Here is a 20,242-nt window from a genome sequence, read left to right as displayed (position 1 = left end):
GGTGGCTCCGCCGGGTCGTCCGCGACGAGGGAGTACGTCACAGATCATGCGTAGCGCCCACTCCGCACCAATCGCCGTCATCGGTCTCGCCTGCCGCCTCCCCGGGGCATCCGATCCCGCCGCGTTCTGGGACCTGCTCAGCCGGGGCGGGGACGCCGTCGGGGAGGCACCGGCAAACCGTCGTCCGGCCGGTCCCCCGGCCCGGGGAGGCTTCCTCGACGAGGTGGACCGGTTCGACGCCGGCTTCTTCTCCGTCCCGCCCCGCGAAGCGGCCGCGATGGACCCTCAGCAGCGGCTGCTCCTCGAACTGGGCTGGGAGGCCCTGGAGGAGGCGGGCATCGTCCCCGGCACACTGGCCGGCAGCCGGACCGCCGTCTACGCCGGTGCCATCTGGGACGACTACGCGGCGCTCCACCACCGCCGCGGGGAGGCGGGCGCCGACCGCTACTCCGTGACCGGGCTGCACCGGGGCATCCTCGCCAACCGGCTGTCGTACGTCCTCGGCCTGACCGGTCCGAGTCTGACCGTGGACTCGGCGCAGTCCTCGTCGCTCGTCGCGGTCCACCTGGCCTGCGAGAGCCTGCGCGCCGGGGAGTCCGACCTCGCGATCGTCGGCGGCGCCAACCTCATCCTCTCCCCCGGCAGCAGCGCGGACAGCGCGAAGTTCGGCGCCCTGTCTCCGGACGGGCGCTGCTTCACGTTCGACGCCCGGGCCAACGGCTACGTACGCGGCGAGGGCGGCGTCGCCGTCGTGCTCAAGCCCCTGGACCGGGCCCGCGCGGACGGCGACCGGGTGCATTGCGTGATCCTGGGCAGCGCGGTCAACAACGACGGCGCCTCCGAGGGTCTGACGGTCCCGGACCGGGCCGCGCAGGAGGCGGTGCTCCGCGAGGCGTACGCGCGCGCCGGTGTCACGCCCGACGCGGTCCAGTACGTCGAACTGCACGGCACGGGTACGCCCGTGGGCGACCCGGTCGAGGCCGCCGCGCTGGGCGCCGCCCTCGGCACGGACCGGCCGTCGGATGCCCCGCTCCTGGTCGGCTCGGCGAAGACGAACGTCGGCCATCTGGAGGGCGCGGCCGGCCTGGTGGGCCTGCTGAAGGCCGCCCTGTCCGTGTCCCGGCGCAGGCTCCCCGCCAGCCTCAACTTCGAACGCCCCAACCCGGCGATCCCCTTGACGGAGCTGGGCCTGCGGGTCCGGACGGAGGAGGGGCCGTGGCCGTCCGAGGAGCTGCCGCTGATCGCGGGGGTCAGCTCGTTCGGGATGGGCGGGACGAACTGCCATGTGGTCGTGGGAGAGGCGGGGGCCGGGGCGGAGGCTCCTGCGGTCGACGGCCCCGATTCGCGTCCGGTGCCCTGGCTGCTCAGTGCCCGTGACGGCGGGGCCCTGCGCGGGCAGGCCGCCCGGCTCCGCGATCACCTCGCCGGTGCCGCGGCGGCCTCGCCGCTCGACACCGCGTACTCCCTCGCCGCCACCCGTACGCTCTTCGCCGAGCGGGCCGTCGCGGTCGCGGCGGACCGGGACGGGCTGCTGCGCGCGCTCGACGCGCTCGCCGACGGCCGGGACGACCCGGCGCTCGTACGGGGCAGGGCGGAGGCGCACCCCCCGCTCACCGCGTTCCTGTTCACCGGCCAGGGCAGCCAGCGCGCCGGGATGGGGCGCGAGCTGTACGCCGGCTTCCCGGAGTACGCGGCGGCCTTCGACCAGGTGTGCGCGGCCTTCGCGCCGCACCTGGACCGTCCGCTCGCCGAACTCGTCCTCGCTCCGGACGGGGCGGCCGCGCTGGACGAGACGCGGTACACCCAGCCCGCGCTGTTCGCCGTGGAGACGGCGCTGTTCCGGCTGGTGGAGCATCTGGGCCTGCGCCCGGACCGGCTGGCCGGGCACTCGATCGGCGAGCTGACGGCCGCCCATGTCTCCGGGGTGCTCCCGCTCGCCGACGCGGCGCGCCTGGTCGCGGCCCGGGGCCGGCTGATGCAGGAGCTTCCGGCGGGCGGCGCCATGGCCGCGCTGGAGGCGACCGAGGAGGAGGTGGCTCCGTTCCTGACCGGCCGGGTCTCCCTCGCGGCCGTCAACGGGCCCCGCGCGGTGGTCGTCTCGGGGGACGAGCCCGATGTGCTGCGGATCAAGGACGCCTTCGCCGCGCGAGGCCGCCGCACCCGTCGCCTCAAGGTGAGCCATGCGTTCCACTCCCCGCTGATGGACCCGGCACTGGACGCGTTCCGCCGGATCGCCGCCGGCATCCCGTACGGAACACCGCGCATCCCCATCGTCTCCAACGTCACGGGCCGCATCGCGACGCCGGAGGAGCTGGCCTCACCGGACTACTGGACCCGCCACATCCGCGACGCGGTCCGCTTCCACGACGGTCTGCGCGCCCTGCGCGACGACGGCGTGCGCGTCTTCGTCGAACTGGGCCCGGACGCCGTCCTCACGGCTATGGCCCGGGAGACCCTGAGCGACGGCGATCCCGCGCCGCTCTCCGTGCTGCGGCGCGGCCGGCCCGAGCCGGAGACCCTGCTCACCGCGCTGGCCGGGGCGCAGACCCGGGGCGCCCGGGTGGAGTGGGCCGGCGCGCTTGCGGAGCGGGGCGGCAGGCCCGTACCGCTGCCGACCTACGCCTTCCAGCGCGAGCGCCACTGGCTGGACGGTCCGTCGGAGGCACCGGAGGCGCCCGTACCGGCACAGGCGGCTCCTCGCGTGGACGCACCGCCCGCCGCGAAGCCCGACGCGGACCTGCTCGACCTGGTCCGGACGCAGGTCGCGATCGTGCTCGGTCACATCACCGGCGATGCGGTCGATCCGGGCCACGCGTTCAAGGACCTGGGCTTCGACTCGCTGGCAGGGGTCGAGCTGCGCGACCGCCTCCAGACGGCGACCGGGCTCTCCCTGCCGTCGGCGCTCGTCTACCACCACCCCACGCCCGAGGCCGTGGTCCGCCTGCTGCGCGACCGGCTCGACGGGCCCTCGGACAGCACCGCACAGGCGCGGCCGGGCGCATCCGCCGTCCACGCGGACGAGCCGATCGCCATCGTCGGCATGGCGTGCCGCTACCCCGGCGGGGTGGCGTCGCCGGAGGACCTGTGGCGGGTCGTGTCGGAGGGCACGGACGCCATCGGGCCGTTCCCCACGGACCGGGGCTGGGACCTGGACGCACTCTACGATCCCGACCCGGACCGGCCCGGCACCGCCTATGTGCGCGAGGGCGGATTCCTTTACGGGGCCGGGGAGTTCGACGCCGGTCTGTTCGGGATCAGCCCGCGTGAGGCGGCGGCGATGGACCCGCAGCAGCGGCTGCTGCTCACGACGGCGTGGGAGGCGTTCGAGCGGGCCGGAATCGCCCCGGACAGCCTGCGCGGCCGCGCGGCCGGGGTGTTCGTCGGCGCGACCGCCCAGGACTACGGGCCCCGCCTGGACGAACCGGCCGAGGGGCTGGACGGCTACCTCCTCACCGGCAGCACGGCGAGTGTCGCCTCGGGCCGGGTCGCGTACACCTTCGGCCTCGAAGGCCCGGCGGTGACCGTGGACACGGCCTGCTCCTCGTCCCTGGTGGCGCTGCATCTGGCGGCCCAGGCGCTGCGGCAGGGCGAGTGCGACCTCGCGCTCGCGGGCGGGGTCACGGTGATGCCGACGCCCGGCATGTTCCTGGAATTCAGCCGACAGCGCGGACTCTCGGCGGACGCGCGGTGCAAGGCGTTCGCCGCGTCGGCCGACGGGACGGCGTGGGCCGAGGGGGTGGGGCTGCTGCTGGTGGAGCGTTTGTCGGACGCCCGGCGCAACGGTCACCGGGTGCTCGCGGTGGTACGGGGCTCGGCGGTCAACCAGGACGGTGCGAGCAACGGCCTCACCGCGCCCAACGGCCCCTCGCAGGAACGTGTCATCCGCCAAGCCCTGACCCGGGCGGGCCTGGAGGCGGCGGACGTGGACGCCATGGAGGCGCACGGGACCGGGACACGGCTCGGCGACCCCATCGAGGCCGATGCGCTGCTGGCCACGTACGGGCAGGGCCGCCCGGCCGAAGAGCCGCTGCTCCTGGGCTCGTTGAAGTCGAACATCGGCCACGCCCAGGCGGCCGCCGGGGTGGGCGGCATCATCAAGATGGTCGAGGCGATGCGCCACGGCGTACTGCCCCGCACCCTGCACGTGGACGAGCCTTCGCCCCATGTGGACTGGGCGTCGGGGGCCGTGCGCCTGCTGGTCGAGGACACACCCTGGCCGGAGCGTGACCGGCCGCGCCGCGCGGCGGTGTCCTCCTTCGGCATCAGCGGGACGAACGCCCACGTCATCCTGGAGCAGGCCCAGGCCCCGCAGGAGCCCGAGGCCGAGGACGACCCCGTCGCGTTGTGGCCGCTGTCCGCCCAGGACCCCGACGCGCTGCGGGAGCAGGGCGCGCGGCTGCGGGCGTACGTCGAGGAGCACCCGGAGACCGAACTCGGCCGGTTCGCTTCGTCGTTGCACCGAGGGCGGGCCTCTCTGGACCACCGTGGGGTCGTGCTGGCGGACAACCGCGAGCAAACACTCGATGCGCTGGCCGCGCTGGCGGCCGGTGCGGAGCACCCGGCGCTCGTACGGGGTACCGCCGCGCCCACGCCCCGTATCGCGTACCTGTTCACCGGGCAGGGCAGCCAGCGCGCCGGGATGGGGCGCGAGCTGTACACCACTCATCCCGCGTTCGCGTCCGCGCTCGACGAGGTCTTCGACGCGCTCGACCCGCACCTCGAACGACCTCTCCGGGACGTCATGTTCGCCCCTGCCGGCACCGGGAACGCCGCGCTCCTCCACGAGACCCGCTACACCCAACCGGCCTTGTTCGCCCTGGAGACGGCCCTCCACCGACTCCTCGCGCACCACGGCGTCACCCCCGACTACGTCACCGGGCACTCGATCGGCGAGCTCACCGCCGCCCACGTCGCAGGCATCCTCACCCTGCCCGACGCCGCACTCCTCATCACCGCCCGCGCCCGGCTCATGCAGTCCGCACCGGCAGGCGGAGCCATGACCGCCGCCGAGGCAACCGAGGACCGGATACGGCCGTACCTCAACGAGCACGTGGCCCTGGCCGCCGTGAACAGCCCGACATCCCTAGTGATTTCAGGTGATGCTGACGCCGTCCGTCACACCGCGCAGACGTTGAAGGAGCAGGGGCACCGCGTCCACCCGCTCACCGTCAGCCACGCTTTCCACTCCCACCACATGGACCCCATCCTCGACGCGTTCCGGGAAGTGGCCCGGTCCGTCACGTACCACCCACCCCGCACACCGCTGATCACGGCCGGGGACCCGACCACCCCCGACCACTGGGCGGAGCAGATACGCAACACCGTCCGCCACCACGACAACATCACCACCCTGGGCGGCAAGAGCGTCACCACCTACCTCGAACTCGGCCCCGACGCCTCTCTCACCACCCACACACCCGGCGCCACCCCGCTCCTGCGCAAGAACCACCCCGAAGACCGCACCTACCGCACCGCCCTAGCCACCACCCATGCCCACGGCGCCCCGCTGAACCTGGGCGGACGCGGACACACCGACCTCCCCACCTACCCCTTCCGCACCACCCGCTACTGGCGGGTGCCGAGCCGGGTCACGGCCGGTCCGGAGTCGCTGGGCCTCGTGGCCGCCGAGCACCCCTTCCTCGGGGCCTCGGGCGAGCTGGCCGAGCAGGGTGGCCGGGTGTTCACCGGCCGACTGTCCCGGAACGCGCACCCCTGGCTCGCGGACCACGAGATCCTGGGCCACACCCTGCTTCCGGGTATGGCCTTCGTGGATCTGGCGCTCGCCGCCGGTGAGGCCGTGGACGCGCCGAGGGTGGCCGAGCTGACGCTTGAAGCCCCGCTCGTGCTGCCCGCCGATGACCCGCTCTCGCTCCAGCTGGCCGTCGGCCCTCCCGACACCGGCGGACACCGCACGCTCAGCATCCACACCCGGCCGGACCCGGCGGCCGACTGGACCCGGCACGCCACGGGCACGCTGTCCCCCTCCGCCGCCGCTCCCCCCGCACCGGACACCCTCTGGCCGCCCGAGCACGCCGACGCGCTCGACGTGGAGGCGCTGTACGAACGGCTCGACCGGCTGGGGTACGAGTACGGGCCCGCGTTCCGTGCCGTCCGGGCGGCGTGGAGCCACGGCGACGACCTCTTCGCGGAGATCGCGCTCCCGGACGAACTGCGCGAGCAGGCGGCGGAGTTCCCGGTCCACCCAGCCCTGCTCGATGCGGCGCTGCACCCGCTCGTCGGCCGGGAGGAGGTGCGCGAGAACGGCGCGCTGCCCGTCCCCTTCGCCTGGTCGGGCGTCGAACTCTTCGCGACCGGCGCCACCGCTCTGCGCGCCCGTTGGTCGTCCGGCCGGCTCACGGTCACCGACCCGGCCGGCAACGCCGTACTCACCGCCGACGCGCTCACCCTGCTCCCGGTCGACGCCGCCGCGCTCGGCGCTCCTCCCGGTCCGGTGCCGCACCGCATCGACTGGGTAGCCGTCCCGCGCCGGCCGGCTCCGCGCACACACGCCGTGCACGTCGACGCGCTCGCGGACCTCGCGCCCGGCACCCCCGTCCCGGATGCCGTCGCCGTGTCCGTTCCGCAGGGCCGCCCGGCCGCCGGGCACGCCCTCGCGGTGATCCGGGAATGGCTGGACCAGGACCGCTTCGCGGACGCCCGGCTCCTGCTCCTGACGCGTGGCGCGCAGGCCGTGGCGGAGGGCGACGCCGTACCCGATCCCTGGTCGGCCGCCGCCTGGGGGCTCGTACGGTCGGCGCAGTCGGAGCACCCGGGACGATTCGCGCTGGCGGACGTCGACGGGGACGCCCCGGATCTGGACCTCCTGGCCTCCGCGACCCACGAGGAACCACAACTCGCCCTGCGCGGTGGCGGTCTCTTCGCACCCCGGGTCGCCCCTGGTGGCGTCACTGCCGCCCCGGAACCACGCGACTACGGCCACCACACGGTCCTGATCACCGGCGGGACCGGTGGGCTCGGCCGGCTGCTGGCCCGGCATCTCGTGGAACGGCACGGAGCCCGGCATCTACTGCTGGTGAGCCGGAGCGGCGAACACGCCCAGGGTGCTAGCGAGTTGGCCCGTGAGCTTGCCGAATCCGGGGCCGAGGTGCGGTTCGCCGCCGTGGATGCCTCCTCGCGCCAGGAGCTGGCCGGGGCCCTGGAATCGATCCCCGCCGACCGCCCCCTGGGGGCCGTCTTCCACCTGGCCGGTGTCCTCGACGACGTAACCGTCGAGGGCCTGACGCCGGACCGGCTGGACGCCGTGCTCCGTACGAAGGCCGATGCCGCAGTCCATCTCCACGAGCTCACGGCCGACAGCGAGCTGAGCGACTTCGCACTGTTCTCGTCGGTCGTCGGGGTCACCGGCAGTGCCGGGCAGGCCAACTACGCCGCCGCCAACGCCTCGCTCGACGCGCTGGCCCACCACCGCCGCGCCCTCGGCCTGCCCGCCACCTCGCTCGCCTGGGGACTCTGGGACCAGCCGGAGGGGATGAGCGGGACCCTGGGGGCGACCGAGCTGGCCCGCTGGTCGCGTTCCGGGCTCGGCCCGCTGTCGGTCGCCGACGGGCTCGCCCTGCTGGACGCGGCCCTCGCGGGCGAGGACCCCGCTCCGGTCCTCGTACGCTTCGACGCACCTGCGCTGCGGACCCGGGCGCGACAGGGCACCCTGCCTCCCGTGCTGCGCGGCCTGGTGCGCGCACCGCGTCCCCGTGCATCGGCGGCGACGGCCAGGGGCTCCGACGCCGGCCCATGGGCGCAGCGCACCTCCGCCCTCCCGGAGGAGGAACGGCAGTCCACCGTCACGGACCTGGTACGGGCGACGGTGGCGACCGTGCTCGGTCACACCGGCCCGGCCGGGCTGGACGACTCGCGTGCCTTCCGGGACCTGGGCTTCGACTCGCTCGCCGGTGTCGACCTGCGCAACCGGCTGGCCACCGCCACCGGGCTGCGGATCTCCGCGACGGCCGTCTTCGACCACCCCACTCCCCGTTCGCTCGCCGCCCACCTGCTCGCCCTGCTGCCCGGCGGAACCGCGAACTCCCCCGCCCCGCTCACCGAAGCCCGGCCCTTGGGCCAGGACGACCCGGTCGTCATCGTGGGCATGGCCTGCCGCTACCCGGGCGGCGTGGCATCACCCGACGACCTGTGGGACCTCGTCGCGTCGGGCCGGGACGCCATCGGGGGCTTCCCCACGGACCGGGGCTGGGACCTGGCGGGGCTCTACGACCCGGACCCGGACCACCTCGGCACCTCGTACGCCCGCGAGGGAGGATTCCTGTACGGGGCAGGGGAGTTCGACGCCGAGTTCTTCGGCATGAGCCCCCGCGAGGCCCTTGCGGCCGACCCCCAGCAACGGCTGCTCCTGGAGACGGCCTGGGAGACGTTCGAGCACGCCGGGATCGACCCGGGCAGCGTCCGCGGGAGCCGGACGGGAGTCTTCGCCGGAGTCATGTACAACGACTACGGATCTCGGCTCGCCAAGGCGCCCCGCGATCTGGAGGGCTATCTGCTCACCGGCAACACATCGAGCGTGATCTCGGGAAGGGTCGCCTACACCTTCGGCCTGGAGGGCCCGGCGGTGACCGTGGACACGGCCTGCTCCTCCTCGCTGGTCGCTCTGCACCTGGCGGCCCAGGCGCTACGGCAGGGCGAGTGCGATCTCGCTCTGGCCGGCGGAGTGACTGTGATGGCGCGTCCCGACACATTCGTGGAGTTCAGCCGACAGCGCGGGCTCTCCCCCGACGGCCGGTGCAAGTCGTTCTCCGCGACGGCCGACGGGACCGGCTGGTCGGAGGGTGTCGGACTCCTGCTGGTGGAGCGCCTGTCAGACGCCCGCCGCAACGGCCACCGGGTGCTCGCGGTCGTGCGGGGCTCGGCGGTCAACCAGGACGGCGCGAGCAACGGCCTCACCGCGCCCAACGGCCCGTCGCAGGAGCGCGTCATCCGCCAGGCCCTGGCCGGTGCGGGGCTGCGGGCCTCGGAGGTCGACGCCGTCGAGGCCCACGGGACCGGGACCCGGCTCGGGGACCCCATCGAGGCGCAGGCACTGCTGGCCACGTACGGGCAGGACCGGGCGGGCGACGAGCCGTTGCACCTCGGCTCACTGAAGTCCAACATCGGGCACTCCCAGGCGGCCGCCGGGGTGGGCGGCATCATCAAGATGGTCGAGGCGATGCGCCACGGTGTGCTGCCACGCACCCTGCACGCCGACGAGCCGTCGCCGCACATCGACTGGGCGTCGGGGGCGGTGCGGCTGCTGGTCGAGGACACACCCTGGCCCGAGCGCGACCGGCCGCGCCGCGCGGCGGTGTCCTCCTTCGGCATCAGCGGAACGAACGCGCACGTCATCCTGGAGCAGGGCCAGGCCCCGCAGGAGGCCGGGCCCGACGAGAGTCCGGTCGCGCTGTGGCCGCTCTCCGCGCACAGCCCGGACGCGCTGCGGAAACAGGCTGCCCGCCTGGCCGCCTTCGTACGGGAGGACCCGGCACCGGGCGAGGCGATCGGCCGCACGCTGGCGACGGGCCGGGCCGCGCTGGAGCACCGCGGGGTGGTGCTCGCGGGCGACCGGGAGCGGGCACTCGACGCGTTGGACGCGCTCGCGACCGGTGCGGAACATCCCGCACTCGTACGGGGTGCCGCCGCGCCCGCGCCCCGTATCGCGTACCTCTTCACCGGGCAGGGCAGCCAGCGCCCGCAGATGGGCCACACGCTGTACACGGCGTACCCGGTGTTCGCCACCGCGCTCGACGAGGTCTTCGAAGCGCTCGACCCGCACCTCGAACTGCCCCTGCACGATGTCATGTTCGCCGCTCCGGGCTCCAAGAAGGCCGCGCTCCTCAACGAGACCCGCTACACCCAGCCCGCCCTCTTCGCGTTGGAGACCGCGCTCCATCACCTTCTCTCGCACCACGGGGTGACCCCTGATTTCGTCACGGGCCACTCCATCGGCGAGCTCACCGCCGCCCACGTCGCAGGCATCCTCACCCTGCCCGACGCCGCACTCCTCATCACCGCCCGCGCCCGGCTCATGCAGTCCGCACCGGCAGGCGGAGCCATGACCGCCGTCGAGGCAACCGAAGAACAGATACAGCCCCACCTCAACGCGCACATCGCTCTCGCCGCCGTGAACAGCCCCACCTCACTGGTGATTTCGGGTGACCGCGACGCCGTGGAGGACGCCACGCAGACGCTGAAGCGGCAGGGGCACCGCGTCCGCCCGCTCACCGTCAGCCACGCCTTCCACTCCCACCACATGGACCCCATCCTCGACGCCTTCCGGGAGACGGCCCGGTCCCTCACCTACCACCAACCGCTCATCCCCCTGATCACCACGGGCGACCCCACCAGCCCCGATCACTGGACCGACCAGATACGCAACACGGTCCGCCACCACGACAACATCGCCACTCTGACCGGCAAAAGCATCACCACCTACCTCGAACTCGGCCCCGACGCCTCTCTCACCACCCACACACCCGACGCCACCCCGCTCCTGCGCAGGAACCAGAGCGAACGGCACACCTTCGAGACCGCTCTCGCCACGACGTACGCCCAGGGCACCCCGCTCACTCCGGGCGGCGCCGGACACACCGACCTGCCCACCTACCCCTTCCGGCCCACCCACTACTGGCTGGACACCCCCGCGACCGACGCGTTGCTCGCACCGGCCGTCGAGCTGGCCGGGGACGGCGGGTTGCTGTTCACGGGCGAGGTCGGCACGGGGGCGCTCCCCTGGCTCGCCGACCACGCGATGGGCGGCGTGGCCCTCGTCCCGGCGGCGCTCCTCGTCGAGCTGGCCCTGCGTGCGGGTGAGCGGGCGGACGCGCCGGTCGTGGACGAGCTGACGCTGGAGGCGCCGCTGCCCCTGCCGGACGACGGTTCGGCGGTGGCGCTCCAGCTGGCGGTCGGCGGTCCCGACGAAACGGGACGGCGCTCATTCGACGTGCACGCCCGCCCCGGCGAGGGACAGCCCTGGGTCCGGCACGCGTCCGGGTGGCTCGCCCCGGCGGACGACGAGGTGCCGGACACCGAGGCCGCCTGGCCTCCGGCCGGTGCGGTGCGTACGGATGTCGCCGAGGTGTACGAGCGGCTGGCGGCCCTGGGCTACGGCTACGGGCCCGCCTTCCGTAATCTGCGGGACGCCTGGACGGCCGGGGACACCCTCTTCGCCGAGGTCGCGCTGCCGGACGAACTCCGGCCCCGGGCAGCGGACTTCGTACTGCACCCCGCACTGTTGGACTCCGCCCTGCACCTGCTGCCGCTGCGGGGTCACGGCGAGGAGCTGACGCTGCCGTTCTCCTGGTCCGGTATCCGGCTCCACGCCACCGGGGCCGACGTGCTGCGTGTCCGGCTGGAACCGCGCGAGAGGCAGTCGGTCGCGCTGTCGTTGACCGATGCCACCGGCAGCCCTGTCGCCTCGGTGGGCTCGGTGCGTCTGCTGCCGGCGCCCGCCGTGGCCGCCGATCCGCTGTACGAGGTGGCGTGGCAGGAGCGGCCGGCCCGCGCGGGCCGGACCGGTGACATCCCGCCCGGGTCCGGGATCGTACGGATCACCCCCGGCCTGTCCGCGGCGGAGGCCGCGCATCAGGCCCTGACGCTCGTCCAGGAGTGGCTGGCCCGGGAGGATTCGGAGGGGGGCTCCCGGCTGGCCGTCGTCACCTCGGGCGCCGTCGCGACACGGGACGGCGAGGCGGTGTCCGACCCGGCGGCGGCCACGGTGTGGGGGCTGCTGCGCACGGCCCAGTCGGAGCACCCCGGCAGCTTCGTCGTCGTGGACACGGACGGCGGCGCGGCCAGTGAGGCGGGACTCGACGCCGCACTGGGCACGGACGAACCCCAGCTCGCCCTGCGCGAGGGACGCGTGCTGGTCCCCAGGCTGATCCGCACCGCTGACGGGGCCTCGGCCCAGACGGCGGTCGCCGGTCCCGACGGACATGGCACGGTGCTGCTCACCGGCGCCACGGGCGCGCTCGGCGCAACCATCGCCGAGCGGCTCATCACCCACCACGGCGTCCGGCACCTCCTGCTCGCCGGGCGACGCGGCCCGACGGCCCCGGGGGCGGCCGAGCTGCTGACGCACCTCACCGGGCTCGGGGCGGACGTCACCCTGGTCGCCTGCGACACCGCCGACCGGGACGCCGTCGCCACCCTCCTGGCGGGCATCCCGGCCGCGCACCCGCTGAGCGCGGTCGTGCACGCCGCCGGAGTCCTCGACGACGGGGTGCTGGAGGACCTGACCCCGGAGCGGCTGGACACGGTCCTGCGCCCCAAGGCGGACGCCGCGCTGCTGCTGCACGAGCTCACGGGTGAACTCGGCCTGGAACTCTCCGCGTTCGTCCTCTTCTCCTCGGTCACCGGGATCACCGGCACGGCCGGGCAGGCCAACTACGCGGCCGCCAACGCCTACCTGGACGCCCTCGCCCACCACCGCCGAGCCCAAGGGCTGCCCGGCACCTCGCTGGCCTGGGGGCTCTGGGACCAGAGCGACGGCATGGGATCCCGGCTGGGCGCGGCCGACCTCGCCCGCCTCGCCCGCACGGGCATCTCCCCGCTCCCGGCCGAGAGCGCCCTGCGGCTGTTCGACACCGCGCTGGGCTCCGCGAGACCCGTGCTCGTCGCCTCCAGGTTCGCCACCGCCACCCTGGGCGAAGGGGGCGCGCCGGTCCCGGCTCCGCTCCGCTCGCTGGCGCCGAGGCGCCCCCGTAAGGCTATCAACTCCACCCCCACCGACTCGGGTTCGACGTTCGCCGGGCAGCTGGCCGGCCTGTCGGCCGAGGAGGTGGAACGGCGGCTGTCGGAGCTGGTGCGTGCCACCACGGCCACCGTGCTCGGGCACGCGGACGCCGGGGCGGTGCCAGAAGGGCGCGCGTTCACCGATCTCGGCTTCGACTCGCTCGCCGCGGTCGACCTGCGCAACCGGCTCGGGGCGGCCACGGGGCTGCGGCTGCCGACGACCCTGGTCTTCGACCACCCGACCCCGCAGGCGCTCGTGGCGCTGCTGCGTGAGGAGCTGGGCGGGGCCGGGTCGGCAGCCGTCCCGGCCGCCGCTGCCACCGCCCCCCGTACGGCCGTCGCCGACGACCCGGTCGCGATCGTCTCCATGGCGTGCCGGTTCCCCGGCGGGGTGACCACACCCGAGGAGCTGTGGCGGCTGGTCAGCGAGGAGACGGACGCCGTTTCCGGCTTCCCGACGGACCGGGGCTGGGACCTGGCCGGGCTCTACGACCCGGACGCCTCCCGGCCCGGCACCTCGTACGCCAGGGAGGGCGGGTTCCTGCACACGGCCGCCGACTTCGACCCGGAGTTCTTCGGGATGAGCCCGCGCGAGGCCCTGACCACAGACCCGCAGCAGCGGCTGCTGCTGGAGACGGCCTGGGAGGCGTTCGAGCGGGCCGGGATCGACCCGGCCGGGCTGCGCGGCTCCCGTACCGGGGTGTTCGCCGGGGTGATGTACAACGACTACGGGGCCCGGCTGCACCAGGCGCCCAACGCGCCCGGTGAGGTCGAGGGGTATCTCGTCAGCGGCAGCGCGGGCAGTGTCGCCTCCGGCCGGGTCGCCTACACCTTCGGCCTCGAAGGCCCTGCGGTGACCGTGGACACGGCCTGCTCCTCGTCCCTGGTGGCGCTGCATCTCGCGGCCCAGGCGCTCCGGCAGGGCGAGTGCGACCTCGCGCTCGCCGGCGGAGTGACGGTGATGGCCGGGCCCGCGACGTTCGTGGAGTTCAGCAGGCAACGGGGGCTCTCCGCCGACGGGCGGTGCAAGCCGTTCGCGGAAGCCGCCGACGGCACGGGCTGGGGCGAGGGCGTCGGCCTGCTCCTCGTCGAGCGGCTGTCGGACGCCCGCCGCAACGGCCACGAGGTGCTGGCCGTGCTGCGGGGCTCCGCCGTCAACCAGGACGGGGCGAGCAACGGCCTCACCGCGCCCAACGGCCCCTCCCAGCAGCGGGTCATCCGCGAGGCACTGGACCGGGCGGGACTCACCCCCGCGGACGTGGACGCCGTCGAGGCGCACGGGACGGGGACGAGGCTCGGCGACCCGATCGAGGCGCAGGCACTCCTCGCGGTCTACGGCCAGGACCGGCCGGACGACAGGCCGCTGCTGCTGGGCTCGGTGAAGTCGAACATCGGGCACACCCAGGCGGCGGCGGGTGTCGCGGGCGTGATCAAGACCGTGTTGTCCATGCGGCACGGGACCCTGCCCAGAAGCCTGCACATCGACCGGCCGACCCCGCACGTCGACTGGGCGCAGGGCGGTGTCGCGCTGCTCACCGAGACGGTTCCGTGGCCGGAGCGGGAGCGGCCCCGGCGGGCCGCGGTGTCGTCGTTCGGGATCAGCGGGACCAACGCTCATGTGGTCCTGGAGGCGGCGTCCGTCCCGCCGGACACGCGGCGGGCGACGACCGCCCAGCACCCCGTTCCGTGGCTCCTCTCCGGGCACACCGCCGGCGCACTCCGTGCGCGCGCCGCACAGTTGGCCGGCGTACTCGAACGCAGCCCCCACCCGGAACCGGCGGACGTGTCGGCAGCCCTCGCCGCCGGGCCCGCCCCCTTCACGCACCGCGTCTCGTTCGTCGCGGCCGACCGCGAGGAGACACTGCGCGCCCTCGCCTCCGTCGCGGCGGGCGGGGCACCGCCGGCCGTGGCCCCGGAGCGGGTCCCGACCGCGTTCCTCTTCACCGGCCAGGGCAGCCAGCGCGCCGGGGCGGGCCGTGAGCTGTATGCGGCGCACGACGCGTTCGCCGCCGCCTTCGACGCGGTCTGCGCCGCACTCGACCCGCTCATCGGCCGCTCCCTGCGCGAGATCGCTTTCGCCGCCGACGGCACCCCGGAGGCGGCGCTGCTCGACCGGACCCGCTACACCCAGCCCGCCCTGTTCGCCCTGGAGACGGCACTCTTCCGGTTGCTGGAGCACCTCGGTGTGCGTCCGGACGCGCTGCTCGGGCACTCCGTCGGTTCGGTGGCCGCCGCGCATGCGGCCGGGGTGCTGTCGCTCTCCGACGCGGCGACGCTGGTGGCGGCCCGGGGCCGGCTGATGGACGAGCTGCCGGCCGGGGGCGCGATGCTCGCCGTGGCCCTGGACGAGGAGGCGGTGACCCGGCTGCTGGCCGGTCTCGGCGACCGAGTGGGCATCGCAGCACTCAACGGACCGCGTGCGACGGTGATTTCGGGCGAGACCGGTGCGGTGGACGAGATCGCCGCCCGGGCCGGGGCATCGGGGGCCCGGACCCGCAGGCTCGGTGTGAGTCACGCCTTCCACTCGCCGCTGATGGACCCGGTCCTCGCGGAGTTCCGTGAGGTGCTGTCCGGTCTCGATCTCCGGCCGCCGCGCCTGACAGTGATCTCCGACCTCACCGGGCGGATCGCCACCTCCGACGAACTCACCTCACCCGACTACTGGGTCCGGCACGCCCGCGAGGCGGTCCGCTTCGCGGACGGTGTCGGCGCGTCGCGGGACCTGGGCATCGGAGCGTTCCTGGAGCTGGGTCCCGACGCGGTACTCGCGACCATGGCCTCCGATACGCACCCCGAAGCGGTGTCGCTGCCACTGCTGCGCCGCGACCGCCCCGAGCCGCGCTCGCTGCCGGAGGCGCTGGGCGCGCTGCATGCCGCCGGTGGCACGGTCGGCCGGGCGGTGTACGGGGTGCGGGAGGGCCGCCGGGCCGTCGAGCTGCCCACGTACCCCTTCCAGCGGGAGCGGTACTGGCTGGACCGCCCGGCGGCACCGGCCGGTGCCGCCCGGGTCGAGCAGGCCGGGCTCGGCGCGACCGACCATCCGCTGCTCGGAGCGGCGGTCGAACTCGCCGGTGACGCGGGCACCGTCCACACCGGGCTGCTGTCGACGGCCACACACCCGTGGCTGGCCGACCACGCGGTGCTCGGCTCGGTCGTGCTGCCGGGGGCGGCGCTGCTCGAACTCGCCCTGTACGCGGGCCGGGCGGCCGGCACCCCCGTACTGGACGAACTGACGCTCAGCGATCCGCTGCCGGTGCCGGAGACGGGGGCCGTGCGGGTGCAGGTGAGCGTGGGCGCGCCGGGTGCGGACGGCCGCCGGACGGTGACCGTCCACTCCCGGGCGGCGGATGGCGAGGGGGAGTCCTGGACGGTGCACGCCTCCGGGGTCCTCGCGCCGGACGCCGCCGTGCCTCCCGCTCCTCCGGCGGGTGCCTGGCCGCCGGCCGGGGCGGAGCCCGTCGAGGTGACCGACGCCTATGCCGGGCTGGCTGCGCTGGGGTACGCGTACGGCCCCGCCTTCCAGGGGCTGCGGGCGGCCTGGCGCGGTCCGGAGGACGGCAGCTGGTTCGCCGAGGTCGCGGCCGGGCCGGAGCAGGCCGGCGGCCGGCTGGTGGCTCCCGCGCTCATCGACGCGGCCCTGCACCCGCTCGCGCTCGCCGGTCCCGGTCCTTCGGGCGGGCTGCCGGTGCCGTTCGTCTGGAACGGGGTGCGGGTGCACGGGCCGGGGACCGGATCGGCCAGGGCGCACCTGACCCCGGCCGGGCCCGGCACCACCGCGCTGCTGCTCACCGACGAGTCGGGGACCCCGGTGCTGTCCGTGGACGCCCTGGTCGTACGGGAGGCCGATCCGGCCCGGTTCGCGCGGGCGCGCCGGGGTGGCGGCGGGCTCTACCGGGTGGAGTGGGCGGCGCACGCCGTCCCGGCCAGCGGGCCGGTCGCGCTCGGGTACGACGAGGCGCTGCGGGTCGCGGAGGCGGAGGGGCGGTTCGCCGGTGACGCCCTGCTGGGCGAGGAGCCGCGTTCCCTGCCCGCCCTCGCGGGGGTGCTGCGCGACTGGGTGGCCGACGAGCGGCTGGCCGGGGCCAGGCTGGTCGTGACGACGCGGCGGGCGGTTGCCGTCGAGGAAGGCGACCCCGTGTCCGGGCTCGACCACTCGGCGTGGTGGGGTCTGGTGCGTACGGCCCAGACCGAGCATCCCGGACGGTTCGTCCTGGTCGATACGGACGGGGCGGATGCCTCGGCCGGTGTGCGGGACGCCGCGCTGGGCACCGGTGAGCCTCAACTCGCCCTGCGGGGCGGGGTGGTGCTGGTCCCCCGGCTGGCCCGGGTCCCGCTTCCGGCGGAGGACCGCACGGAGCTGCCGGGCACGGTGCTCGTGACCGGTGCCACGGGCGCGCTGGGCGGGCTCGTCGCGGAACGGCTGGTGACCCGGCACGGGGTACGGCGGCTGCTCCTGACCGGGCGGCGCGGACCGGATGCCCCCGGGGCCCGGGAGCTGACCGACCGCCTCACCGGTCTCGGCGCCGATGTCACCCTGACCGCCTGCGACCTCACGGACCGGGCGGCCCTGGCGGACCTGCTCGACTCCGTGCCGGACGCCCATCCGCTGACCGCGATCGTCCACGCGGCGGGCGTCACGGCGGACGCGACGCTGGAGGCGCTGACGGCCGAGGCGTTCGCGGCCGTCCTGCGGCCCAAGGCCGACGCGGCCCGGCTGCTGCACGAACTGACCGTGGAACGGGGCATCGAACCGGCCGCGTTCGTGCTGTTCTCGTCGGTGGCCGGGATCATCGGCAACGCCGGCCAGGCCAACTACGCCGCTGCGAACACCTATCTGGACGCGCTGGCGCACCACCGTCGCGCGCTCGGGCTGCCCGCCGTCTCGCTCGCGTGGGGGCTCTGGGAACAGCCCGGCGGTCTCGGCGACGCCCTCGGCGCCGCGGACCTGGCCAGGATCGCGCGTACGGGGATCGCACCGCTCACGGCCGAGGAGGGGCTTGAGCTGTTCGACGCGGCGCTGGCCTCGGGGCTTCCCGGTCTCGTGCCGGCCCGGCTGGACACCTCGGCGCTGCGCCGGCTCGGCGACCCGGACCGGGTGCCACCGCTGCTGCGGTCGCTGACCGGGCTGCCGGAGCGGCGGCCGGTGCCGGCGTCCGGGACGGACGGCGATGCGCCCTGGGTCCGCAAGCTCGCGGAGGCGGTCGAGGAGGAGCGTCCTCGCCTGGTGCTCGACCTGGTGCGGGCGGCGGTGGCGGAGACGCTGGGCCACCCGCCGAGCCGGCCGGTGCCCGCCGACCGGGGCCTGCTCGACCTGGGCTTCGACTCGCTGACCGCCGTCGAGCTGCGCAACCGGCTCGGGGCCGAGACCGGGCTGCGACTGCCGACCACCCTGCTCTTCGACCGGCCGACGGCGACCGCGCTCGCCGCCCACCTGCACGCGGAGCTGACTGACCGGCTGCCCGGCGGACCGGCCTCGGCCCTGGCCCGTATCGACGAGTTGGAGGCCGCCTTCGACGGGGCGGCGCTCGACGCGGAGACCCGCGAGCGGATCACCGCCCGGCTGGCCTCCTTGCAGGCCCGGCTCACGGCGGCCGGTGAGCCGCCCGTACCGACCCCCGGCATCCCTGCCGCCCCCCAGCTGGACCAGGCGTCCGACGACGAGCTCTTCCAGCTCATCGACGGACAGCTCGGCTCCGAATAGACCGTACGACCGACCGTACGACGAGGAGAGTTGACGTCGCATGACGAACGAGGCCAGGCTCCGCGACTACCTCAAGCGCGTGACCAGTGACCTGCTCCAGACCCGGCAGCGGCTGACCGAGGCCGAGGCCGAGCGGCACGAACCGATCGCGATCGTGGGCATGTCCTGCCGCTACCCGGGCGGTGTCCGCTCTCCCGAGGAGCTGTGGGACGTCGTCGCCTCGGGTACGGACGCGGTATCCCCGTTCCCGGAGAACCGGGGATGGGACACGGCCGCGCTCTACGACCCCGACCCGGAACGGACCGGCCGCAGCTACGCCCGGGAGGGCGGCTTCCTGCACGACGCCGACCGGTTCGACCCGGCGTTCTTCGGGATCAGCCCGCGCGAGGCGGTAGCCGTCGACCCGCAGCAGCGGCTGCTCCTGGAGACGGCCTGGGAGGCGTTCGAGCGGGCGGGCATCGACCCGGACACGCTGCGCGGCTCACGTACCGGGGTGTTCGCCGGGGTGATGTACGGGGATTACGGAGGGCGCATCCGGCGCGCCCCGGACGGCCTGGAGGGATACATCGGCACCGGCAGCGCCGGGTCGGTGGCGTCCGGGCGGCTGTCGTACACCTTCGGGCTCGAAGGGCCCGCGGTGACGATCGACACTGCGTGCTCGTCGTCGCTGGTGGCGCTGCATCTGGCGGTGCAGTCGCTGCGCCGGGGCGAGTGCGACCTGGCGCTGGCGGGCGGCGCGACGGTCATCGCGAGCCCCGGTCTCTTCGTGGAGTTCAGCCGGCAGCGCGGGCTGTCCCCGGACGGCCGGTGCAAGGCGTTCGCGGCGGCGGCGGACGGCACGGGCTGGGGCGAAGGCGTGGGGCTGCTCCTGGTGGAGCGGCTGTCGGACGCGCGCCGCAACGGCCACCGGGTCCTCGCCGTCGTCCGGGGCTCCGCCGTCAACCAGGACGGCACGAGCGGGCAGCTTTCGGCGCCCAATGGGCCGTCGCAGCAGCGGGTGATCCGCCAGGCCCTGGAGGATGCCGGGCTCGACACCGGCGGGGTGGACGCGGTCGAGGCGCACGGCACGGGCACGAGGCTGGGCGACCCGATCGAGGCGCAGGCGCTGATCGCGACGTACGGGCAGGACCGGCCGGACGAACAGCCGCTGTGGCTCGGGTCGTTGAAGTCCAACATCGGGCACACCCAGGCCGCCGCCGGTGTCGGCGGCATCATCAAGATGGTGCAGGCCATGCGCCACGGCGTACTGCCCCGCACCTTGCATGTGGACGAGCCGTCCCCACACGTCGACTGGGAGGCCGGAGCCGTACGCCTGCTCACCGAGGCCCGCGACTGGGCACCGGGCGACCGGCCGCGCCGGGCCGCAGTGTCGTCGTTCGGGATCAGCGGGACGAACGCGCACGTCATCCTGGAGGCGCCGCCCTCCGAGGCACCGGCCGACGCCGCACCGGTACGCCCGGTGGTGCCGTGGCTGCTGTCCGCGCACGACCCGGAGGCGCTGCGGGAGCAGGCCGCGCGGTTGCGTGCGTACGCGGAGGAGCGCCCGGAGCTCGATCCGGCGGCGGTCGGCGCGGTGCTGGCCCGGGGCCGGGCCGTGCTCGGTCACCGGGCGGTGGTCGTGCCGCGCAGCCGCGAGGAGCTGGTGCCGGCGCTGGATTCGCTGGCGCGGGGTGTGCCGTCGGCCGATGTGGTGGAGGGCATCGCGACGGACCACGGGAGGACGGTGTTCGTGTTCCCGGGCCAGGGCTCCCAATGGGAGGGCATGGCCCGCGAACTCCTCACCACCTCACCCGTGTTCGCAGAACACCT

General features: G+C 74.9%; 2 protein-coding genes. Both read left to right on the top strand.

Going from position 1 to position 20,242, the window contains the following annotated elements:
* The first annotated feature begins 46 nt into the window (after positions 1-46).
* A complete protein-coding gene (locus ACZ6C6_RS05515; RefSeq protein ID WP_469199373.1) occupies positions 47-18,433 on the top strand; it encodes an SDR family NAD(P)-dependent oxidoreductase in 18,387 nt (6,128 codons plus the stop codon).
* A gap of 79 nt (positions 18,434-18,512) precedes the next feature.
* Positions 18,513-20,242: type I polyketide synthase (locus ACZ6C6_RS05510; protein ID WP_469200829.1), on the top strand; the 1,730-nt coding region annotated here is incomplete at its 3' end.

The organism is Streptomyces sp. NPDC041814 (assembly GCF_055590565.1).
Note: the sequence above shows the minus strand (reverse complement) of the source record. Positions and strands in the feature narration are given on the sequence as shown.